The following is a 25615-nucleotide window of genomic DNA, read 5'->3' as shown; positions in this document are numbered from 1 at the left end:
AATCACCTGACGCCCGCGAAAATGCGGCAAAGAATATAGAGAGGACAACAAAAAAGCGGGCGCTCTGGCCCGCTTTTCGTACTTCTGGATCGTATCGCGCTTATTTGCGCTTGCCGTCGAGGCTGAAGGAGCCGGGGCCGGCGAAGACGAGGTAGAGGAAGACAAAGCAGAACAGGATCGCCGCATCGCCGCCGTTATTGACCGGATAAAGGCTTGAGGGCGCGTGGAACATGAAATAGGCGACCGCCATCATGCCGGACAGCACGAAGGCCGTGACGCGGGTGAAAAGGCCGAGCACGATCAGCACGCCGCCGACGATTTCGAGAATGCCGCCGATCCAAAACAGCGAAAACATCGGGGGATGCATTTCCGAGATCGGGAAGTGCAGAATCTTTTGGGTACCGTGCTCGAAGAAAAGAATGCCGGCCACGACGCGGAGAATGGCGAGGAAAATCGGCGCCATCGGCTGCAACATGCGGTTTGTACTCATAAATCAACTCCGTGATAAGGCGAGATCGTTGCCCGCGCAGGCGCGGTTACAGAAGGCGCTAACATACGCGAAAAAGCGATCTGTGAAAGACGGAGATATGTAAACACTGCGTCGCCGGCTGCATCGATTCGCAAAAACCCAAAAACGCCTGAAGCTGGCCCTATGGATTGCAGTTCCTTTTCTCCCCTCATATAGTCGCCCGACTTTATCGGGGACCGGCCTTTTCGCCGTGCAAGGAGACCAGAGAATGAGCGAACCGACAGGAAAGAAGCCCGCCGGAGAGGACCTCCAGCAGCAGGCTCTTTTTTATCACCGCTATCCGCGCGCCGGCAAACTGGAGATCCAGGCGACCAAGCCGCTCGGCAACCAGCGCGACCTTGCCCTTGCCTATTCGCCCGGCGTCGCCGCGCCCTGCATTGCCATTCACGAAAATCCGCATGACGCCGCCCAGTACACCGCGCGCGCCAATCTGGTCGCCGTGATATCGAACGGCACCGCCGTTCTCGGCCTCGGCAATATCGGCCCGCTCGCCTCCAAGCCGGTGATGGAAGGCAAGGCCGTGCTGTTCAAGAAGTTCGCGGGGATAGACGTCTTCGATATCGAGATCGACGCGCCGTCGATCGACGGCATGGTCTCCACCATTGCAGCCCTCGAGCCCACATTCGGCGGGATCAACCTCGAGGACATCAAGGCTCCCGAATGTTTCGAGGTCGAGCGGATCCTGCGCGAGAAGATGCAGATCCCGGTGTTCCACGACGACCAGCACGGCACCGCCATCATCGTTGCCGCCGCGATCCTGAACGGGCTGGAACTTGCCGGCAAATCGCTCGAGAATGTGAAGATCGTGGCCTCCGGCGCGGGCGCCGCCGCCCTCGCCTGCCTCAACCTTCTGGTGTCGCTCGGCGCCAGGCGCGAGAATATCTGGGTGTTCGACATTGACGGCCTGGTCTATCCCGGCCGCGAGACCAATATGGACGAATGGAAAGCGGTCTACGCCCAGCAAAGCGACGCCCACGCGCTGGCCGACCATATTGCGGGCGCGGACGTGTTCCTCGGCCTTTCGGTCGCCGGCGCGCTGAAGCCATCGCTCCTGAAGCAGATGGCGCCGCGGCCGATGGTCATGGCGCTCGCCAATCCCGTGCCCGAAATCATGCCGGATCTGGCCCGCGCCGAGCGCGAGGATGCAATGATCTGCACCGGGCGATCGGATTTTCCGAACCAGGTCAACAACGTCCTGTGTTTCCCCTATATCTTCCGCGGCGCGCTGGATTGCGGTGCGCGCACGATCAACGAGGAAATGAAGATGGCCGCCGTGCGCGCCATCGCCGGGCTCGCCAAGGAGGAGGTCTGGGAAGCCTCGCGCAACGCCGCCAACGGCGAACCGCTGATCTTCGGGCCGGACTACCTGATCCCCTCGCCCTTCGACCCGCGCCTCATCCTCAGGATCGCCCCGGCCGTTGCCCGCGCCGCCGAGGAGACCGGCGTCGCCGAACGCCCGATCCCGGACTATCAGGCCTATTACGAAAACCTGACGCGCTTCGCCTTCCGCTCCGGCCTGGTGATGAAGCCGGTATTCGCCGCCGCCAAGGCCGCCGAACGCAAGCGGGTGATCTTCTCCGACGGCGAGGATGAACGCGTGATGCGCGCGGCCCAGGTGCTGATCGAGGAAGGCATCTCCCAGCCGATCCTGATCGGGCGGCCCAACGTGCTCGAAACCCGGATGAAACGCTACGGCCTGCGCATGCGGCTGCATGAGGATTTCGAAATCATCAACCCGGAAAGCGATTCGCGGTTCCGCGAATATGTCGACGAGTACCTCTCCTTCGTGGCGCGCAAGGGCGTGACGCCGGAGCGCGCCCGCACCATCGTCCGCACCAACACCACGGTGATCGGCGCGCTCGCCGTCAAGCGCGGCGATGCGGATGCACTGCTGTGCGGGGTCGAGGGCCGGTTCGAAAAACATCTGCGCGATATCGGCAGCATCATCGGCAAGCATGAAAATGTCCGCGATTTCTCGAGCCTTGGCCTGCTGATTTCCAACCGCGGCGCGACCTTCTTCGCCGATACCCACGTGACCTATTGCCCGACCGCGGAAGAGATCGCGGAGACCACGATCCAGTCCGCCCGCGCCGTTGCACGCTTCGGCATGACGGCGAAAGCCGCCCTCGTCTCCCACTCCAATTTCGGCTCGCGCGATTCCGAAAGTGCGACAAAGATGCGGGATGCGCTGGCGCTGATCCGGTCCCGCATGCCCGAACTCGAGGTCGACGGCGAAATGCACGGCGATACCGCGATCTCCGAATTGCTGCGCGAGCGCGCCATGCCCAACAGCACGCTGACAGGCGAAGCCAATCTGCTGATCTTCCCCTCGCTCGATGCCGCCCATATCACCATGACGGTGGTTCAAAGCATGCTGGATGCGCTTCATGTCGGCCCGATCCTGCTGGGCAGCGCCCTGCCTGCCCACATCATGTCGCCCTCGGTGACCTCGCGCGGGATTGTCAACATGGCAAGCCTCGCCGTGGTCGAGGCGGATGTCGCCGCCTCGGAAAAGCGCCGGGCGGCCGAGTAGACAACACGGCAGGTCGCAAGCAGAGGCTGTCCAGCCAGCCTGCTTGCCGCCGCCTCCCCAACAACCCCTGACAACCGCCCGATGACCCTGATCGAGGCGCGACGTTGTGCCGGCCCGCGCCGTTTGCGGCCCGTTGCGCCGAGGCGCGGCAGGATAGCCGGCATCTCGCCTTCCAGACCGCCGTCGCGGGCAGATGGCGGCCAAAACGGGGGAAGTCGCGCCCCGAATTACAACTTTAACTTGATTTTCACATGTTAAAAGGTCTATCAAACTATAGACAATATTCGATTCCAAAGGTTTCCTGCGTCAACTCATGAGGGAGTAGTCCATGGACGTCATACCGTTCACGCTCCCCCGGACGGTAACCGACTCTCCTCTGCATCCTTGGATCGAAATTCGAAAAACTGTTTAGGTATCATAATTTACGACAGAAATGGCGATGATGATGGACGAAGCCAGAATTTTGGAATTGCGGGCACGGGTCGCGCATTCGGAAACAATTGCCGAGCTTATCGTTTCGCTTGGCGAGATAACATCAACCTTTGGTTTTAACCACTTTACGTTGACTGACATCCCCCGAAGCAGCGACGCGCTGCTGCAGTCCCTGATTCACTTCACCTCGCTTCCCTACCCCCTCATCGCGGCCTATGATCAGGCGGAGATCCTGCAAAACTCCGCTTTCGTCCGGTCGTGGAGAAAAGCAACTTCCCCGGTCGAGTGGAATATCGGCCAGTTCGAGCTGGATGATGCGGAGGCGGCTTTCGGCCAGCGCCTCAAGACAATCCATGTCCGCATGGGCGTTGTCTTCACGGCGCCGGATTGCCAGCCGGAGCCCTTGGCTTTCCTGCTGTTCGGGGATCGCGCCCCCCTCAGCGACGAAGAAAAGGACGAAATCAACAGGCTGGCGCTGTGCGCCTGCCGCCGGTTCGAGCAGTTGCGACCGGTTTCCGCCCATCACCTGAAGAGCCTTTCCTCGCGGGAGTTGGAGGTCATCAAATGGACCGCCGAAGGCAAGACCTCGCACGAGATCGGCAGGATCCTCAATCTCTCCGACCACACCATCAATGCCTATCTGGCAAATGCGATCCGCAAGATGGAATGCGTCAACAGGGCGCATCTCGTGGCAAAGGCCATCCGCCTCAGGCTGATCGAATGAGTGCGCGCAGCGGGTCAGCGCCGGAGGGAACGCTCTATCGGCGTCCGGTCTTCTCTTTCCAGTGCAGGCGGCAATAGGAAACGTAGCGGTCATTGCCGCCGACCTCGATCTGGGGGCCTTCGAGCAGCGCCTTGCCCGTCTGGTCCTGCCGCACCACCATGGTCGCCTTGCGGCCGCAATGGCAGATCGTCCTCACTTCCCGGATTTCATCCGCGAGCACGAACAGTTCGGCCGATGCCGGAAACAGCCGCCCCATGAAATCGGATCTGAGGCCATAGGCCATGACCGGAATCCCGAGTTCATCGACAACCCGCGCCAATTGCCAGACATGATCGGCGGTGGCGAAATTGACTTCGTCCACGAACAGGCAATCAATCTTGCGCTTGCCGTCGAGCGCGCCCGCGCATTCGAACAGATCGGTGTCCGGCCCGAAGGTGACCGCATCGGCCTCCAAGCCGATCCTAGAGGAAACCACGCCCTTGCCGCCCCGGTCATCCAGTTCGGCAAGCAGGATGACGGCATGCATGCCGCGCTCGCGGTAATTATAGGCGGCCTGCAGCAGCAAGGTCGATTTGCCGGCATTCATCGTGGCATAGTAGAAGTGGAGTTTCGCCATAGTGCGGTCCTTTTTCTCCTTTCTTGCCGCGATCGCGCGCCTACAAGAAGCCGGAATCGCAGATAGCCACAGAAAACCGCGGGCCGCGCGTTTCGCGCGCTGTGTCTTGCCGCTTCGGCCCGAATGTGAGAAACAGCCTCCTGCTATCCTACCCCTGCCGATGATGATGCAGACCCATGGAAACAGTCGTCGAGATCAACACAATCGATATCATCTATGGCAAGCATGCGCGGCGCGCGCTGCCGCTTGTCGACGCCGGTCATTCGCGCGACGACATTCATGCCCGCACCGGCAACCTCGTCGGCGTCGCCAACGCCTCGCTGACGCTCGGACGCGGTGAAATCGTCGTCCTGATGGGCCTTTCGGGGTCTGGAAAGTCGACATTGCTGCGCGCCGTCAACGGTCTGGCGCCGGTCATACGCGGCGAGGTTCGCGTCCATACCGATAAAGGCGTCGTCAATCCCTACACCGCCAATGCCAAGGCGCTCAGGGCCCTGAGAGCGCGGTCCGTCTCCATGGTGTTCCAGCAGTTTGCCCTGCTTCCCTGGCTGAGCGTTGCCGAAAATGTCGGCCTCGGGCTGGAGCTTTCGGGCGTGCCCAGACGCGAGCGGCGCGAGCGCATCGAGGAGCAGCTTCACCTGGTGAACCTCTCGGATTGGGCCGATCATCCCATCGATGCGCTTTCCGGCGGCATGCAGCAGCGGGTCGGCCTGGCGCGCGCCTTTGCCACCGGAGCGCCGATTCTTCTGATGGACGAGCCGTTTTCGGCGCTCGATCCGCTGATCCGCGCCCATCTGCAGGATGAATTGCTGGAACTGCAACAGCGCCTCAGAAAATCGATCCTGTTCGTGAGCCACGATCTCGATGAAGCCATCAAACTGGGCAACCGCATCGCGATCATGCAGGCAGGAAAAGTGATCCAGACGGACACGCCGCGCGGAATCGTCAAAAACCCGGCAAACGACTATGTCGCCGACTTTGTAGCCAATACCAACCCGCTCACGGTTCTCACGGCAGAAGATATCATGAAACCTGTTGCTTCACGCAGTCAGCTGGACACACGGATCGCGGCGACCGTCAAATCCGCGACGCCGGCCATGACGCTGATACGACTGCTTTCAGACCGGCCGGGAACCATCGGCGTCGTCGAGGGCGGGCGGATTGCCGGGACGATCTCGCACCGCGAGATTGCCGCCGGCCTTGCGCCGCGGCGGCCGGAAAGGCCGACGGCATGAGCGAAAAATCATCTCCCCTGCGCGAAACCGACGAAGCGGCGATCAGCCTTGCGAAATCGCTCCTGCGGGATGCAAGCTTTGCCGCCCTTGCCGTCAACGAACCGGAAACAGGTTTCCCGCTTGCAAGCCGTGTGCTGGTCGCGACCGATACCGACGGCACGCCCGTCATCCTGATTTCGGCGCTGTCGAACCACACCAGGGCGATCTTGCAGGACAGCAAGGTATCGCTGCTGACGGGAGAACCGGGAAAGGGCGATCCGATGGCCCACCCGCGCATGACGACGCGATGCCTTGCCGCGGTCATCGAACGCGGCGGCGACGATCATCAGCGGGTACGAACGCGATTTCTCGACCGCCACCCGAAGGCAAGGACCTATATCGACTTCCCCGATTTCAACCTCTTCCGCCTGTCGCCGGTATCGGCGAACCTCAATGGCGGTTTCGGCAAGGCCTATGCCATCGAGGGCAAGGCTCTGATCGAGCCTGATTGACCAGAATGGCCACCACGCGAAATACCAGTGCCGGCTCGATCTTGAAAAGTAACTAATTTAACAAAGTTGCGGCGACGAGCACCCGAAACGGAGATTTGCTTTATTTTCGCCAGCCCTTTTAAAAACTACCCTAAATTTCACATTATTATTTTCCCGACGACTCGGTTACATTCCATTTTAGGCATTGGAAAAATTATTGACACTTAAAGTCAAACCAAGGAGTACTGCTGTGAGCGCAAACAAACTTTCAGACATGACCTCTCCCGCGGCCAGCCTGCTTTCGGCGATGGCAAATCCGAAGCGGCTTCAGATTCTCTGCGTGCTGATCGAGAGGGAAATGCCGGTTGGCGCGCTCGCAATCCGCGTCGGCCTGAGCCAGTCCGCGCTGTCGCAGCACCTGTCGAAACTGCGCGCCCAGAACCTCGTCGAAACGCGGCGCGAGGCGCAGACCATCTATTACAGCACACATGCCGAACCGGTTCGCAAGCTTCTCGACACGCTCGGCGAGATCTACGACGATGAAATGATCGCCAGCCGCAAGGCGGGCTGAACCTCTGCCGGCCGGCTCATCGAAGGCCGGCACGGGTTGTCCGGGAGACGGCTATCGCCTGCCGGATTCCGCATCGGCAGAGGCTTTCGCTTGACGACGTCGGTGCCGCTGATAACGTACTCTCCATTGAAATGATGCAACAGGGGCCCGGCGACGGGTCGCTTTCTTTTTTGGAGCAGCTCATGTCCGACAGCGCCAATGTGACGCCCAACAATCTCGACGCATTCTGGATGCCGTTTACCGCCAACCGGCAGTTCAAAAAGGCCCCGCGCATGTTCGTGGCCGCCAAGGACATGTATTACACGACCGCCGATGGTCGTCAGGTTCTGGACGCAACCTCCGGGCTCTGGTGCGTGAATGCCGGTCACTGCCGGCCGAAGATCACCGAGGCGATCCGCAAACAGGCCGGCGAACTCGACTACGCCCCCGCCTTCCAGCTCGCCCACCCCAAGGCCTTCGAGCTTGCCAACCGGCTGGTCGATATCGCGCCCGAGGGCATGAACCATGTGCTCTATACCAATTCGGGCTCCGAATCGGTCGAGACCGCGCTGAAGGTCGCGCTCGCCTACCACCGGGCAAGGGGCGACGGCTCGCGGTTCCGGCTGATCGGCCGCGAACGGGGCTATCACGGCGTCAATTTCGGCGGCATCTCGGTCGGCGGCATCGTTTCCAACCGCAAGATGTTCGGCACGCTTCTGACCGGCGTCGATCATCTGCCGCACACCCATCTGCCCGAAAAGAACGCCTTCACAAAGGGCCAGCCGGAACATGGCCTCGACCTTGCAAGCGAACTCGAACGGATCGTGACGCTCCACGATGCCTCCACGATCGCCGCCGTCATCGTCGAGCCTGTCGCCGGCTCGACCGGCGTCCTGATTCCGCCGAAGGGCTATCTCAAGAAACTGCGCGAGATCTGCACCAAATACGGCATACTGTTGATTTTCGACGAGGTGATCACCGGTTACGGACGCCTCGGCGCCCCGTTTGCGGCGCAATATTACGACGTCACCCCGGACATCATCATCACCGCCAAGGGCCTGACCAACGGCGTCATTCCGATGGGCGCCGTTTTCGTCACCTCCGCAATCCATGACGCCTTCATGAGCGGCCCGGAGCATATGATCGAGTTCTTCCACGGCTATACCTATTCGGGCAATCCGATGGCGTCCGCCGCGGCACTCGCCACGCTCGACACCTACAAGGAAGAAGGCCTGCTGACCCGGGCAACAGAACTCGCGCCCTATTGGGAAGAACAGCTCCACAGCCTGCGGGATTGCCCGTATGTCATCGACATCCGCAATACCGGCCTGATCGGCGCGATCGAGCTGGAGCCGATTTCCGGCGAACCCACCAAGCGCGCCTTCACCGCCTTCCTGAACGCCTATGAAGCCGGCCTGCTGATCCGCACCACCGGCGATATCATCGCCATGTCGCCGCCGCTGATCGTCTCCAAGGCCCAGATCGACGAATTGTTCGACACGCTGCGCAAGGTGCTGATGAACAATATCTGACGCCGTCGCGTGGCGCGTCGGGAACAGGAGGCCGGCGTATCGGGCGTTTGGTTCAGATCGCCCGATTTTGCCTTGCCGCATCAGCATTCTCAGGAAGCAGGTCTCCGTTTTTCGACTCCGCGCTCTATTTTTTGCACTGTCGCAAACGGGAGATGCCGTCATGTCCGACGACATTCTGATTGAAAACGAAAACCTTGCCGTCGCGGTGTCGCCGCTCGGCGCCGAGACCCGGTCGATCACGAGCAGGGACGGGCGCGAATGGCTCTGGGACGGTGACCCCGCCTTTTGGACGGGACGGGCCCCGGTCCTGTTTCCGATCGTCGGCAAGGCGCCGGACAACAGGGTGACGATCGACGGCATGGCATTCCCGATGCAGCAGCATGGTTTTGCCCGCAAGAGCGAATTCACGCTTGAAGAAAGCGCGGCGTCGTCCTGTCGCTTTGTGCTTGCCCCGACGGCGGACACGCGGATGGCCTATCCGTTCGAATTCTCTCTGTCGATCACCCACGCGCTGGCCGGCGCCACGCTGACGGTCACAGCCGAGGTGGCGAACCGGGACGACCGGGCGATGCCGTTCGGTTTCGGCTTTCACCCTGCCTTCCGCTGGCCGATGCCGGGCCTGAACAAGGGCCATGTGCATCACATCACGCTCGACAACCGTGCAGAGCCCGCCATGATCCGCCTGCGCGACGGCCTGCTGGACCCGACGCCGCTCGCCTCGCCCTTCGCCGATGGCGTGCTCGCGCTCGACCACGACTATTTCGAGGAGGATGCGATGATCTTTCCCGAGGGAGCCGGCGACCGACTGAGTCTCAGCGCCGAGGACGGTCCCTCGCTGCATTTCCGCTTCGAAAACCTGCCCAATCTGGCGCTCTGGACCAAGCCGGGCGCGCCCTATATCTGCGTGGAACCGTGGCACGGCATGGCCGCCGCCCACGGCAAGGGCCCGGCGCTGGAAGACCGACCTTTCACCCGGACGCTCGCCCCGGGCGAGAGCGCGCGCTTCGGCTGGTCCGTGGCAATAGACGGATAGGTTGTTCCGCGCTCATTTTGATTGCCTAACGCGAAACAATATCGCATATCTCGAAAAAAACACCTGGGTCGCTTCGCATTGATCTTTCAATCGTCGGCGCGCCGCTCGGGTAATGATGAGGGCCGCCGTGTTCTTCGGGGACCTCAACATGAAAAAACTCGTGGCAGAATTTATCGGCACTGCGGTGCTCGTGCTGTTTGGCTGCGGCGCTGCCGTTCTTGGCGGCGATGCCATCGGGCAGACCGGGATCGCCTTTGCCTTCGGCCTCGCCATCGTCGCCATGGCCTATGGCATCGGCCCGATTTCCGGATGCCACATCAATCCCGCCGTCAGCCTCGGCGTGTTTGTCGCAGGCCGCATGCCCGCTGGCGAAATGGCGCGCTACTGGATCGCCCAGTTCGCCGGCGCACTGGTGGGCGCGGTCGTTCTGGCCGTCATTGCCGGCTCCACCGCCAGCCTTGGCCAGAACGGCTGGGGGCCGGGCTATCTCGGCGAATATGCGCTGCCGGCAGCTCTCGTCTTCGAGGTCGTGTTCACCGCGATCTTCGTGATCGTCATCCTCGGTTCGACCGCCGCCGCAGCCCCTGCCGGCTTTGCCGGCCTCGCAATCGGGCTGACGCTGGTCGCGATCCACCTCGTCGGCATCCAAGTGACGGGCGTTTCCGTCAATCCGGCCCGCAGCTTCGGCCCCGCGATCCTGGTCGGCGGCCATGCGCTGGCGCAGCTCTGGCTGTTCATCGTCGCGCCGCTGGCCGGCGGTGTCATCGGGGCATTGCTCTATCGCTTCAAGACGCTCGAAGACTGAGCGCTGCGCATGGTGGACGCCTGAATGTCGGCGTCCACCACGTCAGGATCAGCAAATGCCGTCTAGATCCGTGCGCAAAACCCGTCAAACCCGCCGAGTTCCACCCCGGCGCCGTTCAGCACCGCCGTCATGCCCGGAAAATCGAGCGTATCGACGTGGCCGACGGCCATATGCAGCGGCACGGACTGTGGGATGGCGGCGAAGTTGAACACGAACAGCAGGGTTTCATTGCCCTTGCTGCGGGTAAACATCAGCACGTCGTCATTGTCGCTGTCGAGAAAGGCGATCTCGCCATCGAACAGCGCGTCGTGTTCGCCGCGGAAGGCGAGCGTCGCGCGATAGTGGTTGTAGACCGTATCCGGCAGCGGCGCCTGCTCGAACACCGACAGCGCCAGATGGGCTTCAGGCACCGGCAGCCAGGGCTTTTCGGCGGTGGAAAAGCCGGCATTGGGCGGCACATTGCTCCATGGCATCGGCGTGCGGCAGCCGTCCCTTCCCTTGTAGGAGGGCCAGAAGCGGATGCCGTAAGGGTCGCGCAGGTCCTCGAAGGCGAGTTCCGCCTGCGGCAGGCCGAGTTCCTCGCCCTGGTAAAGGCAGATCGAGCCCTTCAGCGTTGCCAGAACCGAAATGGCGAGCCGCGCGACCGGCTCGCGCTCGGCCTCTGTCTTCGCAAAACGCGAGACATGGCGGTCGACATCGTGGTTGGAAAACGCCCAGCACACCCAGCCGTCCGAAACCGTGGCAAAATAATTCTCCACGCATTTTCGGATATGACCCGGCGAGAAATCCGGGCCGAGGAAATCGAAGGTGTAGCACATGTGGAGCTTGTCATTGCCGGCGGTATAATCGGCGACCGTCTTCAGCGAGCGTGCGCCATCCCCGACCTCGCCGACCGACGCGCGGTCGTCATATTCATCCAGCAGCGCCCGGAAGCGCTTGAGAAAGCCGATATTCTCCGGCCTGGTCTTGTCATAGATGTGCTTCTGGAAACCGTAGGGGTTCACGTCGGGCGCATCGAGGCCGGCGGCATCGTCATCGCCCAGCATTGGCGGGTTGTCGCGCAGCTTGTCGTCGCAGAAATAGTAATTGACGGTATCGAGGCGGAAACCGTCGACCCCGAGATCGAGCCAGAACCGCACCGTCTCGAGAAGTGCGTCCTGCACCGCCTTGCAGTGGAAGTTGAGATCGGGCTGGCTGGTCAGGAAATTATGCATGTAATACTGCTTGCGGGTGCCATCCCACTCCCAGCCCGGCCCGCCGAAGATCGACATCCAGTTGTTGGGCGCCGTGCCGTCGGGCTTGGCATCGGCCCAGACATACCAATCGGCCCTGGCATTGTCCTTGCTCGATCGGCTTTCGCTGAACCAGGGATGCTGGTCCGAGGTGTGGGACAGAACCTGATCGATGATCACCTTCAGGCCGAGCCTGTGGGCCTCGCCGACCAGCGCCCTGAAATCGTCGAGCGTGCCGAACATCGGGTCGACATCGAGATAGTCCGAAACGTCATAGCCCATGTCGGCCATCGGCGATTTGAAGAACGGCGACAGCCAGATCGCGTCGACGCCGAGTTCGGCCACATAGGTGAGCCGCCGCGTGATGCCGGGCAGATCGCCGATGCCGTCGCCGGTGGTGTCCTGAAATGAGCGGGGGTAGATCTGGTAGATGACGCCGCCGCGCCACCAGTTGCCGGTATTGCCAACCGTCATTGAAAATTCCTTGCTCGAAGCGTCCGGCCGCCAGACTATCTCCCGGACCACGCGAGGTAAATGCGAAGTCGGCGTTTCTTTTGCAACGCACCATCACGCCGGAAATTCGACTGTAATATGACTGACACACGGACGGGCTAAAGCGGCTGAAGCCCGCACAGTGCCTTTCGGCTGAGGAAGCCCCGTGAATGCTTGAACCGGCGAAAAGACTGACCCTGGTGTCCGACGCCTGGCATCCGCAGGTCAACGGCGTGGTCCGCACCATCGAGAACACCAATCGCGAGCTTGCGAAGATGGGCGTGGAGGTGACGATGATCACCCCGGACATGTTTCGCAATATCGGCATGCCCACCTATCCGGAAATACGGCTGGCGCTGGCAAGCTACCGTCACGTGGCACGCCTGATCGAGGAAAGCCGGCCCGATTACGTCCATATCGCAACCGAAGGCCCGCTCGGCTACAAGGCCCGCCGCTGGTGCCGGAGCAGAGATTGCCGCTTTTCGACGAGCTACCACACGAAGTTTCCGGAATATGTTTCCGCCCGCCTGCCCATTCCGCTCGGCCTGCTCTATTCCGTCATGCGCAATTTCCACAATGCCGGCAATGGCTGCATGGTCGCGACCGAAAGCCTCGCCCGCGAGCTTGAGGCCCATGGTTTCAGAAACCTGATGCAGTGGAGCCGGGGGATCGACAATACGCTGTTTTACCCGCGACCGAAGTCCGATGCCCCGTTCGGCGGCCTTCCCCGGCCGATCTTCCTGACGGTCGCGCGCGTCGCGGTCGAAAAGAACCTTGAGGCCCTGCTCTCGCTCGACATGCCGGGCAGCACCGTGATCGTCGGCGACGGCCCCGCCCGGCGCGAGCTCGAAGAGAAATACCCGAAGGCGCATTTCCTCGGCATGCTGAAAGGCGAGGAACTGGCAAAGGCCTATGCCGAGGCCGACGTCTTCGTGTTCACCTCGAAGACCGACACATTCGGCAATACCACGATCGAGGCGCTGTCATGCGGCATTCCGGTCGCAGCCTTTCCGGTCAGCGGTCCGGCGGATATCCTCGGCGGACATGATCAGGCGGGCGTCCTCGACGACGACCTCAAGGCCGCCTGCCTGAAAGCCCTTGAATGCTCCCCGGAAAAGGCGCGCGAACTGGCCGCGACCTATACCTGGGAAGCGGCCGCCATCCAGTTCTACCAGAACGTGACCAGCGCGCACGACGGCTGATCGCGCCAGTCAGCGCTTCTTCTTGCGCTTGTGCTCGAACGGATTTTCGCCGGCGCGGAAGTGGATACGGATCGGCACGCCCGGCATCTGGAAATCATTGCGCAGGCCATTGGTCAGATAGCGGATATAGCTTTCCGGCACAGCCTCCGGCCTGGTGCATGAGATCATGAAGGCCGGCGGGCGGGTCTTCACCTGGGTCATGTATTTCATCCGCAACCGCCTGCCGGAAACGGCGGGCGGGGGATGGCTGACGGTCTGCACGTCGAGCCAGCGGTTGAGCCTTGCCGTGGAGATGCGGCTGTTCCAGACCTTGTCGGTATCGGCGATCGCCTGCATCAGCTTGTCGAGGCCGGTTCCGCGCTCGCCGGAAATCGGCACGGCGCGAAGGCCGCGCGCCTGTGGCAGCAGCCGGTCCGTCTTCTCGCGCAGATCGGCAAGCACGGCCTGACGATCCTCGATCAGATCCCATTTGTTGAAGGCGAGCACGGCGGCGCGGCCCTCGCGGATGACGAGATCGACGATCTGCAGGTCCTGCTTCTCGAACGGAATGGTGGCGTCGAAGACGATCACCACGCATTCGGCAAAACGGATCGCGCGCAACGCATCGGAGACCGAGAGCTTTTCGAGCTTTTCGACGACCCGCGCCTTGCGGCGCATCCCGGCGGTGTCGAACAGCCTGATCGGCCGGCCGCGCCACTCCCACTCCACGGAGATCGAATCGCGGGTGATCCCCGCCTCCGGCCCGGTCAGCAGCCGCTCCTCGCCGAGATAGCGGTTGATCAGCGTCGACTTGCCCGCATTCGGGCGGCCGACGATTGCAACCCGGAGCGGCTTGGTGTCGTCATAGGGGGCGACCTCTTCCGGGTTCTCGGCCTCTTCCTTGGTCAGCATCACATCGGTGCGAGCTTCCTCGACCGGCTCTTCCTTGGGGAAGGCCCGTTCCTCGCCGATCGCCGCAATGATCGCCTCGCGCAGATCGTGCATGCCCTGGCCGTGTTCGGCGGAAATCGGGCAGGGTTCGCCGAGCCCGAGCGTGAAGGCGTCGTAGAAACCGGCGTCGGAGCCGCGCGCCTCGGCCTTGTTGGCGACCAGCACGACAGGCTTGCCGCGCCGGCGCACCATTTCAGCCAGCGTATTGTCGGCAGGCGTCAGCCCGGCCTTGGCGTCGACGACGAACAGCGACAGGTCGGCCTCGTCGATCGCCGCCTCGGTCTGGGCGCGCATGCGTCCCGGCAGCGTATCGGCGGCGGCCTCCTCAAGGCCGGCGGTATCGATGATGGTGAAGCGCAGGTCCGAAAGCCGCGCCTCGCCCGGCCGGCGATCGCGGGTAACCCCCGGCGTGTCGTCGACAAGCGCCAGCTTCTGTCCGACCAGACGGTTGAACAGCGTCGATTTACCGACATTCGGTCTTCCGACGATGGCGACCTTGAAACTCATGAAATGTTTCTCCTGACGGTCGTGTTTGCCGCATTCACGCGGGCGTCAGGTGGCTCCACCTGACTGCGAAATGCTCCGGTCAGCCGGTAGCGCTTTCGGTGACATTGCCATCGGCGGTCATCACCTCGAGCATGATCTGGGCGCGATTGAGCACGTTGCGCGGGGCTTCCGGGTCGTTGGAAATTGCCTCGAACCATTCCTGCGCGCGGGCGTAATCCTTCAGCCGGTAAGCGGAAAGACCGAGAATCTCGCGCGCGGAGAAGCGGAACGGATTGCCGTCGCTCGCAAGCTGCTCGACCTCGGCGGACACCTGCTCATAGGTGCCGGTATCGACCAGCAGCCAGCCGGCGCGCAGCTTGGCCGCATCGCGGATCGCCTCCGGCACGGCGCGGTCCTTGCCGATCGACGAAAAGGCCGAGATCGCGGCAGCGGTATCGCCGGCTTCAGAAAGCAGGGTTGCCGCGCGCAACTGCGCCAGCACCGGATAGGAGCCGTGGCCTTCCTGTTCCAGTTGCGCCAGCGTCTGTTCGGCGGCCTCGAGATTGCCGGCCTCGATCTGGTTCAGCGCGGTGAGGAACACGTCGCCGGATTTCGCCGCCGCGCGGGACTGCCAGTATTCATAGCCGCGCCAGCCGGCCGTGCCGATCACGAGAATGACGGCGGCCGCGATCAGGATCTTGCCATAGCGTCGCCAGGCATCCTTCATCCTGTCGGAACGCAGTTCCTCGTTAACTTCGCGGATAAAGCTGTCGTCCTGATTAGCCATCACGTCACTCCGGCGTGCATTTTTGTTAGGTGCGGCCTTCTAACCGTTTTTTTGCTCAGTTGTAAGGGAAAACGCGCCTCATTGCGCTGATTATGCAGCGAACTGGATCGGCACGCCGATCAGCCAGACATGCAGCTTCCAGATGAACAGGCCCCAGAGCACGATGCCGAGCATGCAGGCATAGGCGTCATAGCGCGCCGAGACGTAGGGCTTGCGCGTCAAAAGCCCCGCCCGCTCCCGCCTTGCAAGCGAAATCCGCAGGATCACCGCCCAGATCAGGATGCCGGCAAACAGGATGACCGAGGCCGCCTCGCCGTTCGCCAGAAGATGGGCGAGCGCCCAGATCTTGACCGACAGCACCATCGGATGCTTGGCGATCGTCGCGATCTTTCCGGGCGGAAAGAAGCTTGCCGAAAGACAGATCATCGCGAGCAGCATCAGCAGTACGGTGATATGGGCAAACCAGAATGGCGGCGTATAGAGAACGACGCCGCCCTGACGCGCCTGGCCGTAGGCGAACACCAGGAACACGAATTCGGCGAGCGCCGCCAACGAAAACAGGCCCCGCCACGGGTTTTCGCCGATGCGGTCGATCATCGACCGGCGAAAGCCGGGCGCGAAGGCGTGAACGAGATGCGTTCCGGCAAATAGCAGAACCGCGATAACAAGCATGACCATGAATCAACCCCTGGCGAACATTCCAACTGGCGCCACCTTATGCCGGAAGCGCCGAGTTTAGAAGCGATCCAGAAGATTTCGCTATCGGGCGGCCTGATGATCGAGTTTTAGCTGATAACCCTTTCCCTCTTTGGGTCACCCTCGGGCTTGACCCGAGGGTCCAGGCGGCGTTCCCCGCGTGGCCTGGATGCTCGGGACAAGCCCGAGCGGAGACGGCTGCATCCGAACAGGCAGGCAAAGCGAAGCTGCCATATCGCGCCGCAGGCAACCTCTTCCCTCACCCCTCGGGATGCGGCTCGGTCACGTCGCCGCCGGGCTCCTGATAATCCTCGCGGTCGATCTCGGGCAGCGGCTGGCCGAAGATCGCGGCCTCGAAGGCGGCAAGACGCTTGTAGATCGATATCAGCTCGATGATCGTCGACCATGACATCACCAGATACTGGAACGACGAGGCGACCTGCCCGAAGGCGGTCACGATCTGCTGGACGAGACCATAGGTCACCGCGCCGGCGACGATCGCCGGAACCAGAATGAAATAGCCGAAGATATTGTCTGCCTGCAGATAAAGGCTGCGGGCGAGGTTGAAATAGGTGTAGTGCAGGTAAAGCCGGAAATAATTGCGCCGCACATTGGAAAACAGCTCGATCAGGGTCTCCGGCTGGGCGCGATCCGCATGGTCCTCGCCATAGACGAGCTCCTTACGATAGGCCGCCTCGACGCGCTGGTTGCGGAATTCGAGCCCCGGCAGCTTGACGCCGACCACCACCATCAGGATCGTGCCGAACAGCGACCAGAAGATCGCCGCGGTAAACAGCGGCGCCGGGATCGCGCCGACGATCGGCAGTTCGGTGACGTATTGCGACAGCGAAAACAGCACCGGCAGAAAGGCGATCAGCGTCATCACGGCGTCGATCATCGAGACCCCGAGGCCCTCCATGATCGAGGCAAACCGCATCGTATCTTCCTGCACGCGCTGGGAAGCGCCCTCGATATGGCGGACGCGTTCCCACATGCCGGTATAGTAATCGTTCATCGCCGTGCGCCAGCGGAAGATGTAATGGCTGATGAAGAAGCGCGAAACGATGAACAGCGTGACGCTGAGGAAGGCGATCTGCAGGAAGATCAGCATCAGCGTATAGAAATCGCCGACGGTTATACCGCCCTCCCCCTGAAGCGCGGCCTGCAGCGTATCGCCGAAGGGCCGGCGCCAGTTGTTGATCGCGACCGATATCTGCACCGAGAAATAGGTGATGAAGATGATCAGCTGCGAGCCCCAGACCGACCACGCCTGCCATCTGCGATTGTCGCCGACAAACCACCAGAAAACGCCGAAAATGACCGAAAACACGGCGTAATAGAGATAGAACCAGAGAAAATCCGGGGTGATGAAATGCGCGAGCCCGATCGGCTGGTCGCCTTCCGGATAAGGCGCAAAACCCATGCTGACGCCGAGTTCGCGCACCACGCCATACCATCCGGCGATCGCGACCAGTGTCCATATCAGGGCGGAGAGGAAATACCATTTCGGCCGGGGAAAGAATGACTGGAACAAGATCTGGCCTTCCGGAAATGTTTGCGCTTTCGCAACTACTACGGCATTTCGCTTAAGAAAGAGAAATTAAACATAATTAAGGTGCCTCACGATAGCGCGAGGATGGTGTGGCAGCAGCTACCCGGCGCGGTTTGAACCGCTGTCGAAAGCCCCCGGAAGGCAGAAATCCCTCAAGCCCCCTCGCCCAATGTCAACACCAGCGGGCCGTTGCGGGTGGCGATGACCGTGTGCTCGAACTGCACGGTGAGCGCGCGCGGGTGGGAATAGAGCACCCATTCGCGGTCCTCCTCCTCCGCCCATTCGCCGCCGAACGACAGAAACGGTTCGACGGTGAAGACCTGCCCCTCCGCTATGATCCGCCGCTCGCTGGCATCGGGCCAGGTGGAAAGCTCCGCGGGCTCCTCGTGCAGCGACCGGCCGACGCCGTGGCTGGCAAGGTTCTGGATCAGCGAATAGCGGTTCTTGCGGGCGAAGGCCCCGATCGCATTGCCGATCTCGGCAAAGCCGCCACCGGGCTTCACCTGGTTGATGCCGGTCCACATCGCCCGCTTGCCGTCGCGGCAAAGGCGCTTGACCTTGGCTGTGACCGGCGGAACGGCAAAGGAGGCGCCGGCATCGGAGAAGAAGCCGTTTTTTTCAGCCGAGACATCGATATTGACGAGGTCGCCGGCGGCGATCGCCCGGTCGCCCGGAATGCCGTGGGCCACCTCCTCGTTGACCGATATGCAGGTCGCGCCAGGAAACCGGTAGGTCACCTCCGGCGCCGATCGCGCGCCGTTTTCGTCCAGGATCGCGCGGCCGATATTATCGAGCTCCAGCGTGGTGATGCCCGGCTCGAGCGCCGCAGCCATTCTTTCAATCGCGGTGGCGCAAATCCGGCCGATATCCTTCAGCGCGGCCAGTTCTTCCTCAGTCTCGACAATCATGTAACGCTTTCTCTCAGACCGGCTCTCCCTGAGCCAGCATTTCCTTCACCATCGGGGCAACCTTCGTACCCAGCAGTTCGATTGCATGCAACACTTCCTCGTGCGGCACAAGACCGACCGCGAACTGGATCATGAACCGGTCGAGCCCCATGATGCGCTGGTGGGCGACGATCTTGCGGGCAAGCTGTTCCGGTCCGCCGACGAACAGCGCCCCTTCCGGGCCCATGGTTGCATCGAACTGCGCCCGGCTTTGCGGACCCCAGCCGCGCTCGCGGCCGATCCGGTCCATCACCGCCTTTTGCGGCTCGAAGAAGATGTCGGCGGCCTTTTCGGTGGTATCGGCGAGGAAACCGTGCACCGAAATGGCGCGCTTCAGCCTTGCCGGATCATGGCCCGCCTGCTCGCCGGCTTGTCTGTGAATATCGAACAGCGGCGCGAACCGGCGCGGCTGGCCGCCGAGAATGGCGATGATCAGCGGCAGGCCGAGAAAACCGGCGCGCGCCATCGATTGCGGCGTGCCGCCGGCCGCGATCCACACCGGCAGCGGGTCCTGCACCGGGCGGGGATAGACCGGAAGGTTGTCGATCGGCGCCCGCGTCTTGCCCGACCATGTCACCGTCTCGTTGTCGCGGATCTTCAGCAGCAGATCGAGCTTTTCCTCGAACAGCAGGTCATAAGCTTCGAGCGGATAGCCGAACAGCGGGAAGCTCTCGATGAACGAGCCGCGCCCGGCCATGATCTCGGCACGACCGCCCGACAGAAGATCGACGGAGGAAAATTGCTGGAACACCCGCACCGGATCATCCGAAGAGAGGATCGAGACCGCGCTGGTGAGGCGGATATTCTCGGTGATCGTGGCGGCGCCCGCCAGCACGGTCGCGGGCGAGGAAACGAGGTAATCGACCCGGTGATGCTCGCCGACGCCGAAGACATCGAGCCCGACCCTGTCGGCGAGCCTGATTTCCTCCATCAGGTTCTTCATCCGCTTTTCGGCCTCGCGGCCGCGATCGACTCCGTCGGCCGGATCGACATCGGCAAAGGTGAAAACGCCCAGTTCCATGAGACTGTCCTTACGGTTGAATTTGCTTGACCCCGATATGGGGCAGGCAGGCGGCATTGTCACGCCGGGGGCAGGCTTCAATGGCGAAACGCAGTGTTCACCATCTGTCGCCGGGCGGGCGCGGCAAAAAAAACGACCAACCGGTCAAAATTTCTGCCCGCCCCATGCCATTCTGGGGCCTCGCGGCGATTGCATGGCCCCATATTTGCGCATAACCTTTCCTGCAAACAACAAAAACGGGAATGGTTCGACACATGGCACGCACGGTCGTCATAACAGGCTCCACAAGCGGCATAGGACTCGGCATCGCCGAGGGTTTTGCGGCCGCCGGCGAGAATATCGTTCTGAACGGCTTCGGAAATCAGAAAGACATTGACGCGGCAGTCGAGCGCATCGGCGCGCTCGGGAGCGGGTCGGTGATCTACCACCCAGCCGACATGACGAAGCCGGACGAAATCGCGGCGCTGATCGCCTCCGCGGCCGACACGTTCGGCGGCATCGATGTGCTGGTCAACAATGCCGGCATCCAGCATGTCAGCCCGATCGAGGATTTTCCGCCGGAGCAATGGGACCGGATCATCGCCATCAACCTGACGAGTTCGTTCCACACTATCCGCCACACTGTGCCGCTGATGAAGAAGGCGGGCTCAGGCCGGATCATCAATGTGGTCTCCGCCCACGGCCTTGTCGCCTCGCCGTTCAAGGCGGCGTATGTCGCGGCCAAGCATGGCATGATGGGACTGACCAAGACCGTGGCGCTGGAGCTTGCGGAACTGAGGATCACCGTCAACGCGATCTGTCCCGGCTACGTGCTGACGCCGCTGGTGGAAGCCCAGATACCCGATACCGCCAAAGCCCGGCACATGACCGAGGATGAGGTGAAGACCGAGGTGCTGCTCGCCGCCCAGCCGACGAAGGAATTCGTCACCGTCGAGCAGATCGCCGCGACCGCGCTTTATCTGGCAAGCGATGCGGCAGCCCAGGTGACCGGCACCCATATTTCGATCGATGGCGGCTGGACGGCCAAATGAGCGGCAAGGTGAACGGCCAGACGAGCGCCCATTTCTGAAGGACTTTTGATGACGATACGGTTCATACTGAACGATCAGGAAATTGCGCTCGAGGCGCGGCCGCCGGCGGAAACCCTGCTCGACTATCTGCGTATCAAGAAGCGGCTGACCGGTTCCAAGGAAGGCTGCGCGGAGGGCGATTGCGGGGCCTGCACCGTGCTTGTCGGCCGGCTGACGCGCGGCAGGCTGGTCTATGAATCGGTCAATGCCTGTATCCGCTTCACCGCCTCGCTTCACGCCACCCATGTGGTGACGATCGAACATCTGGCGGCAAAGGACGGCACGCTGCATCCGGTGCAGCAGGCGATGGTCGACCTCAACGGCTCGCAATGCGGCTTCTGCACGCCGGGCATCGTGATGTCGCTTTACGCGCTGTGGATGACGAATGAAAAGCCGTCGCGCTTTGCCATCGAAAAGGCGCTGCAGGGCAATCTCTGTCGCTGCACCGGCTATGAACCGATCGTGAAGGCCGCCGAGAAGGCATCGGCCATCCGCCCCGATGCCGCCTTCGACGCGATTGCCCGCGAGCGCGATCACGTGATGGCAAAGCTTGCCGGCATGAAGACGGGCGCAACCATCACGGTCGGCGACGAAACGGCGCGCGCCATCATTCCCGGCTCGGTCACAGCACTTGCGGATATTCTGAAGGAATATCGCGACGCGACCATCGTCGCCGGCTCCACCGATGTCGGCTTGTGGGTCACCAAGCAGATGCGCCGGCTGAACCCGATGGTGTTCATCAACCATCTGGAAGAATTGCAGACCATCACCGAGACCGACGCCGGCTTCATCATCGGCGCGGGCGTCACCTATTCCGAGGCGCTGCCGGCGCTTGCGGAAAAAATTCCGGCCTTTTCCCGGCTGATCTTCCGCATCGGCGGCGAGCAGGTGCGCAATATGGGCACGATCGGCGGCAATGTCGCCAACGGCTCGCCGATCGGCGACACCCCGCCGGCCCTGATCGCGCTCGGCGCCACGCTGACGCTGCAATCGGCCGAGGGCACCCGGACGATAGCGCTGGAGGATTATTTCCTCGGCTATGGCAAGCAGGACCGGCGCGCCGGCGAATTCGTGCTGTCGCTGACCGTGCCGAAGCCCGCCGAAGACGCTCATTTCGCCGTCCACAAGGTCGCCAAACGCCGCGAGGAGGATATTTCGGCCGTCTGCGGCGCGTTCTATCTGAAGCTTGCCGATGACGGCACGGTCGCCACGATCCGCATCGCCTATGGCGGCATGGCGGGCACCCCGAAGCGGGCCTCTCACGTGGAGGCAGCGCTTTCCGGCAAGCCATGGAACGCAGAGACGGTGGAAGCGGCCCGCGCGGCCTTCGAGGACGATTACCAGCCGATGACCGATATGCGCGCCACCGCCGGCTATCGCATGCTGACGGCGAAGAACCTGCTGACGCGCTTTCTTCTGGAAACCCGAGGCAATGGCCAGGAACTCAGCCGGTTCGCGGAAGAGGAGGCCTGATCGATGGACAAGCCGGCAACCGACACCCTGCCCCTCAAGGCCGAAATTTCCGGCGGCATGCACAAGTCCCGGGTGCATGATTCCGCCCACAAGCATGTGGCGGGCACCGCCGAATATATCGACGACATGCCGGAACCGGCCGGCCTGCTGCATGCCGGCGTCGGCCTTTCCGACCGGCCCCACGCGAAGATCGTCGCCATGGACCTTTCGAAGGTCGAGGCGGCCCCCGGCGTGGTCTGCGTGCTGACCGGCAAGGATGTGCCGGGGATCAACGATATTTCCTCCGGCGGCTACCACGACGAGCCGCTGTTTGCCGATACGCTGGTCGAATATCACGGCCAGCTCATCTTCGCCGTGATCGCCGAGACCCGTCAGCAGGCCCGCGTGGCGGCGAAACTGGCCGAGATCACCTATGAGGACCTGCCGTTCTGGACCAATGTCCGCGATGCGCTGGCCCATAACGCGCCGGACGTCATCACGCCGCTCAAATTGCAGCGCGGCGATGCGAAAGAGGCACTCGAGGCGGCCAAAAACCGGATCACCGCCGAAATGGAAATCGGCGGTCAGGAGCATTTCTATCTCGAAGGCCAGATCGCCATGGCGATACCGGGCGAGGATGACGAGGTGGCGGTCTGGTCGTCCACCCAGCATCCGAGCGAAATCCAGCACATCGTCGGCCATGTGCTCGCCATCCCGTCCAATGCCGTCACCGTCTACCAGCGGCGCATGGGTGGCGGGTTCGGCGGCAAGGAGACGCAGGGCAATGGTTTTGCGGCGATCGCGGCGCTGGCGGCGAAGAAGCTGAACCGGGCGATCAAATTCCGTCCCGACCGCGACGAGGACATGATCATGACCGGCAAGCGGCATGATTTCGTCGCCTTCTACGATATCGGCTATGACGATGACGGCGTGATCGAGGCGGTCGACGCGACCTTTGCCGCCCGCTGCGGCTTTTCCGCCGACCTTTCGGGACCCGTGACCGACCGCACGCTGTTCCACGCCGACAGTTCCTATTACTACCCGAACGTTCATCTGGTGACGCGGCCCTTGAAGACCCACACCTGCTCCAACACCGCCTATCGCGGGTTCGGCGGGCCGCAGGGCATGCTGGCGGGCGAGCGCTTCATCGAGGAAATCGCCTATGCGCTGGGCCGCGACCCGCTCGATATCCGCAAGGCCAATTTCTATGGCCCGAACGGCTCCGGCCGCGATGTCACGCCCTACCACCAGACGGTGGAGGACAACATCATCCTGCGGGTGGTCGAGGAGCTGGAACAGACCGCCGATTACCGCGCCCGGCGGCAGGCGATCGTCGATTTCAACAAGACGAGCCCGGTCATCAAAAAGGGCATCGCGCTGACGCCGGTGAAATTCGGCATCTCGTTCACCATGACCGCCTTCAACCAGGCGGGCGCCCTCGTCCATGTCTATCAGGATGGTTCGGTGCAGTTGAACCATGGCGGCACGGAGATGGGCCAGGGGCTTTATATCAAGGTCGCGCAGGTGGTTGCCGATGTGTTCCAGATCGACCTGGAGCGGGTGAAGATCACCGCCACCACCACCGGCAAGGTGCCCAACACCTCGGCAACCGCAGCCTCGTCGGGTTCCGACCTCAACGGCATGGCGGCCTATAATGCGGCGAAAGAGATCAGGGACCGGCTGATCGCGTTTGCCGCCGGACACTTTCAGGTCTCGCCGGACGACATCGAATTCCTGCCCAACCGGGTCAGGATCGGCGACCGGGAAATCCCCTTCCCCGAACTCGTGAAGGCCGCCTATTTCGGACGCGTCCAGCTTTCGGCGGCGGGCTTCTACAAGACCCCGAAAATCCACTGGGACCGGGCGGCGGGCAAGGGAAGGCCGTTCTATTATTTTTCCTATGGCGCGGCCTGCACCGAGGTCTCGATCGACACGCTGACGGGCGAATATATCTTCGAGCGCACCGATATCCTCCACGATGTCGGCCGCTCGCTGAATCCGGCCATCGATATCGGCCAGATCGAGGGCGGCTTCGTCCAGGGCATGGGCTGGCTGACGACGGAAGAATTGTGGTGGAACGACAAGGGCATGTTGCGCACCCATGCGCCGTCGACCTACAAGATCCCGCTCGCCTCCGACCGGCCGAAGATCTTCAACGTCAGGCTCACGGATTTTTCCGAAAACCGCGAGCCGACCATCGGCCGTTCCAAGGCGGTCGGCGAGCCGCCCTTCATGCTGGCGATCTCGGCCTTCGAGGCGATCTCGATGGCGGTGGCGAGCGTCGCCGGCTACCGCGTCTGCCCGCGTCTCGATGCTCCGGCAACGCCCGAGCGCGTGCTGATGGCGGTGGAGCGGATGAAGCAGGTATGAACCATGGACGAAACGGAGAAATATCGGCGGTTCATCGCGGAGCACGGCAGATCCGTGATCGTCACCGTGGCCGCGATAAAGGGCTCGACGCCGCGTGAGGCCGGCGCCGCGATCGTCGTCTCGGACGACGCGACCTGCGGCACGATCGGCGGCGGGCAGCTTGAATTTCTTGCTATAGACCACGCCCGCGCCCTGCTTGGGGGACGGGTGACCGAGACCCGGCTCGACATCGCGCTCGGCCCGGAGATCGGCCAATGCTGCGGCGGGCGGACGGAACTGGCATTCGAAACCGCCGATCGGCAGACCGTTCAGGCCTTTCTCGCGCGGCTTGCGGCCGAGAGCGCCCGCGAGCCTCATGTGTTCATCTTCGGCGGCGGCCATGTCGGCTCGGCGCTGGCGACAGCACTTGCGCCGCTACCCTTCAACACCGCGATCGTCGAGACCCGGCCGGAAATGGTCGAGGCGCTTCCCGACGGCGTGGAACTCAGGCTTTCCCCCATGCCGGAGGCCGAGATTGCAAACATTCCCGCAGGTGGCGCTGCCGTGATCCTGACCCACGATCACGCGCTTGATTTCCTGATCGCGACCGAGGCGCTGAAACGCGACGACCTTTGCTATCGCGGCATGATCGGCTCGAAGACCAAGCGCGCCACCTATCGCCGCTATGCCCGCGAACAGGGGCTCTCCGAGGCAGCGCTTTCGCGACTCACCATGCCGATCGGCGGCATGGCGGTTTCCGACAAGCGTCCGGCGGTGATCGCCGCTCTGGTTGCAACTGAACTGATCGTAGTCATGTCTGCTGCAAAAGCGGGCATTGTGCCCACCGGGGATGCAACCCGGTAACGCCTTCCTATCTATTTGCGATTCCTCGCAAAACATCCCTTTTTTTTCGCGCGGAAATTGCGCATCATCACCGTGA

21 protein-coding genes and 1 pseudogene are annotated in these 25615 nt (G+C 62.3%); 13 read left to right on the top strand and 9 right to left on the bottom strand.

Annotation, left to right across the window (positions count from 1 at the left end):
* Positions 1 to 100: 100 nt before the first annotated feature.
* A complete protein-coding gene (locus HQ843_RS09795) occupies positions 101 to 490 on the bottom strand; it encodes a DoxX family protein (protein WP_180898481.1) in 390 nt (129 codons plus the stop codon).
* A 247-nt stretch (positions 491 to 737) separates the two neighbouring features.
* On the opposite strand from HQ843_RS09795, the gene HQ843_RS09790 reads away from it, so the two are divergent.
* Positions 738 to 3062 (top strand): NADP-dependent malic enzyme, encoded by a 2325-nt coding sequence (locus HQ843_RS09790; protein WP_180898482.1) that lies wholly within the window; start codon positions 738 to 740, stop codon positions 3060 to 3062.
* A gap of 439 nt (positions 3063 to 3501) precedes the next feature.
* Complete coding sequence (locus HQ843_RS09785; RefSeq protein WP_180903472.1) at positions 3502 to 4218, top strand: helix-turn-helix transcriptional regulator; 717 nt, start codon at positions 3502 to 3504, stop codon at positions 4216 to 4218.
* Positions 4219 to 4252: 34 nt separating this feature from the next.
* Here the strand turns inward: HQ843_RS09785 and HQ843_RS09780 are convergent, their stop codons facing one another.
* Positions 4253 to 4834, bottom strand: a complete 582-nt coding sequence (locus HQ843_RS09780) for a thymidine kinase (RefSeq protein ID WP_180898484.1) — start codon at positions 4832 to 4834, stop codon at positions 4253 to 4255.
* Between the two features lie 176 nt (positions 4835 to 5010).
* Here HQ843_RS09780 and choV point away from each other — a divergent pair, with 176 nt between their 5' ends.
* The 6 genes and pseudogenes from choV (at position 5011) to HQ843_RS09750 (ending at position 10459) form a co-directional block, all read left to right on the top strand.
* Positions 5011 to 6069 (top strand): choline ABC transporter ATP-binding protein, encoded by a 1059-nt coding sequence (gene choV, locus HQ843_RS09775; RefSeq protein ID WP_180898485.1) that lies wholly within the window; start codon positions 5011 to 5013, stop codon positions 6067 to 6069.
* Positions 6066 to 6548 (top strand): annotated as a pseudogene (locus HQ843_RS09770) (HugZ family pyridoxamine 5'-phosphate oxidase); the annotation flags it as partial. The gene choV and the pseudogene HQ843_RS09770, both read left to right, overlap by 4 nt.
* Before the next feature lie 265 nt (positions 6549 to 6813).
* A complete protein-coding gene (locus HQ843_RS09765; RefSeq protein ID WP_371822187.1) occupies positions 6814 to 7110 on the top strand; it encodes an ArsR/SmtB family transcription factor in 297 nt (98 codons plus the stop codon).
* Between the two features lie 182 nt (positions 7111 to 7292).
* Positions 7293 to 8621 carry an aspartate aminotransferase family protein gene (locus HQ843_RS09760; RefSeq protein ID WP_180898488.1) on the top strand — a complete coding sequence of 443 codons (1329 nt, stop codon included), beginning with the start codon at positions 7293 to 7295 and terminating at the stop codon, positions 8619 to 8621.
* Between the two features lie 160 nt (positions 8622 to 8781).
* Positions 8782 to 9654: an aldose 1-epimerase family protein gene (locus HQ843_RS09755; protein WP_180898489.1), complete on the top strand. Its 873-nt coding sequence runs from the start codon at positions 8782 to 8784 to the stop codon at positions 9652 to 9654.
* Positions 9655 to 9802: 148 nt separating this feature from the next.
* Positions 9803 to 10459, top strand: a complete 657-nt coding sequence (locus HQ843_RS09750; RefSeq protein WP_180898490.1) for an aquaporin — start codon at positions 9803 to 9805, stop codon at positions 10457 to 10459.
* A gap of 62 nt (positions 10460 to 10521) precedes the next feature.
* On the opposite strand, the gene bglA is transcribed toward HQ843_RS09750, so the two are convergent.
* Positions 10522 to 12165, bottom strand: a complete 1644-nt coding sequence (bglA, locus tag HQ843_RS09745; protein ID WP_180898491.1) for a beta-galactosidase BglA — start codon at positions 12163 to 12165, stop codon at positions 10522 to 10524.
* 188 nt (positions 12166 to 12353) lie between these two features.
* On the opposite strand from bglA, the gene HQ843_RS09740 reads away from it, so the two are divergent.
* Entirely contained in the window at positions 12354 to 13385 is a 1032-nt protein-coding gene (locus HQ843_RS09740) for a glycosyltransferase family 4 protein (protein WP_180898492.1), read from the top strand.
* A 9-nt stretch (positions 13386 to 13394) separates the two neighbouring features.
* Here the strand turns inward: HQ843_RS09740 and der are convergent, their stop codons facing one another.
* From der to HQ843_RS09710, 6 genes are all read right to left on the bottom strand, one after another.
* A complete protein-coding gene (gene der / locus HQ843_RS09735; RefSeq protein ID WP_180898493.1) occupies positions 13395 to 14822 on the bottom strand; it encodes a ribosome biogenesis GTPase Der in 1428 nt (475 codons plus the stop codon).
* A gap of 79 nt (positions 14823 to 14901) precedes the next feature.
* Entirely contained in the window at positions 14902 to 15588 is a 687-nt protein-coding gene (locus HQ843_RS09730) for a tetratricopeptide repeat protein (RefSeq protein ID WP_180898494.1), read from the bottom strand.
* Positions 15589 to 15678: 90 nt separating this feature from the next.
* Entirely contained in the window at positions 15679 to 16266 is a 588-nt protein-coding gene (locus HQ843_RS09725; protein WP_180898495.1) for an NnrU family protein, read from the bottom strand.
* A gap of 277 nt (positions 16267 to 16543) precedes the next feature.
* Positions 16544 to 17818, bottom strand: a complete 1275-nt coding sequence (gene sbmA / locus HQ843_RS09720; protein WP_180898496.1) for a peptide antibiotic transporter SbmA — start codon at positions 17816 to 17818, stop codon at positions 16544 to 16546.
* A 170-nt stretch (positions 17819 to 17988) separates the two neighbouring features.
* Entirely contained in the window at positions 17989 to 18744 is a 756-nt protein-coding gene (map, locus tag HQ843_RS09715; RefSeq protein ID WP_180898497.1) for a type I methionyl aminopeptidase, read from the bottom strand.
* Positions 18745 to 18757: 13 nt separating this feature from the next.
* A complete protein-coding gene (locus HQ843_RS09710) occupies positions 18758 to 19804 on the bottom strand; it encodes an LLM class flavin-dependent oxidoreductase (protein ID WP_180898498.1) in 1047 nt (348 codons plus the stop codon).
* Positions 19805 to 20058: 254 nt separating this feature from the next.
* Here HQ843_RS09710 and HQ843_RS09705 point away from each other — a divergent pair, with 254 nt between their 5' ends.
* From HQ843_RS09705 to xdhC, 4 genes are read left to right on the top strand one after another with little or no spacing between them, the layout of a single operon-like run.
* The gene (locus HQ843_RS09705) at positions 20059 to 20835 is read left to right on the top strand and encodes a 3-hydroxybutyrate dehydrogenase (RefSeq protein ID WP_180898499.1); all 777 of its coding nucleotides are present in this window, start codon (positions 20059 to 20061) and stop codon (positions 20833 to 20835) included.
* Positions 20836 to 20883: 48 nt separating this feature from the next.
* A complete protein-coding gene (gene xdhA, locus HQ843_RS09700; RefSeq protein ID WP_180898500.1) occupies positions 20884 to 22347 on the top strand; it encodes a xanthine dehydrogenase small subunit in 1464 nt (487 codons plus the stop codon).
* 3 nt (positions 22348 to 22350) lie between these two features.
* Entirely contained in the window at positions 22351 to 24696 is a 2346-nt protein-coding gene (gene xdhB / locus HQ843_RS09695; protein WP_180898501.1) for a xanthine dehydrogenase molybdopterin binding subunit, read from the top strand.
* 3 nt (positions 24697 to 24699) lie between these two features.
* A complete protein-coding gene (gene xdhC, locus HQ843_RS09690; RefSeq protein WP_180898502.1) occupies positions 24700 to 25539 on the top strand; it encodes a xanthine dehydrogenase accessory protein XdhC in 840 nt (279 codons plus the stop codon).
* Positions 25540 to 25615: the final 76 nt, after the last annotated feature.

Source organism: Martelella sp. NC20 (assembly GCF_013459645.1).
In the GTDB taxonomy this organism is placed as follows: Bacteria; Pseudomonadota; Alphaproteobacteria; order Rhizobiales; family Rhizobiaceae; genus Martelella.
Note: the sequence above shows the minus strand (reverse complement) of the source record. Positions and strands in the feature narration are given on the sequence as shown.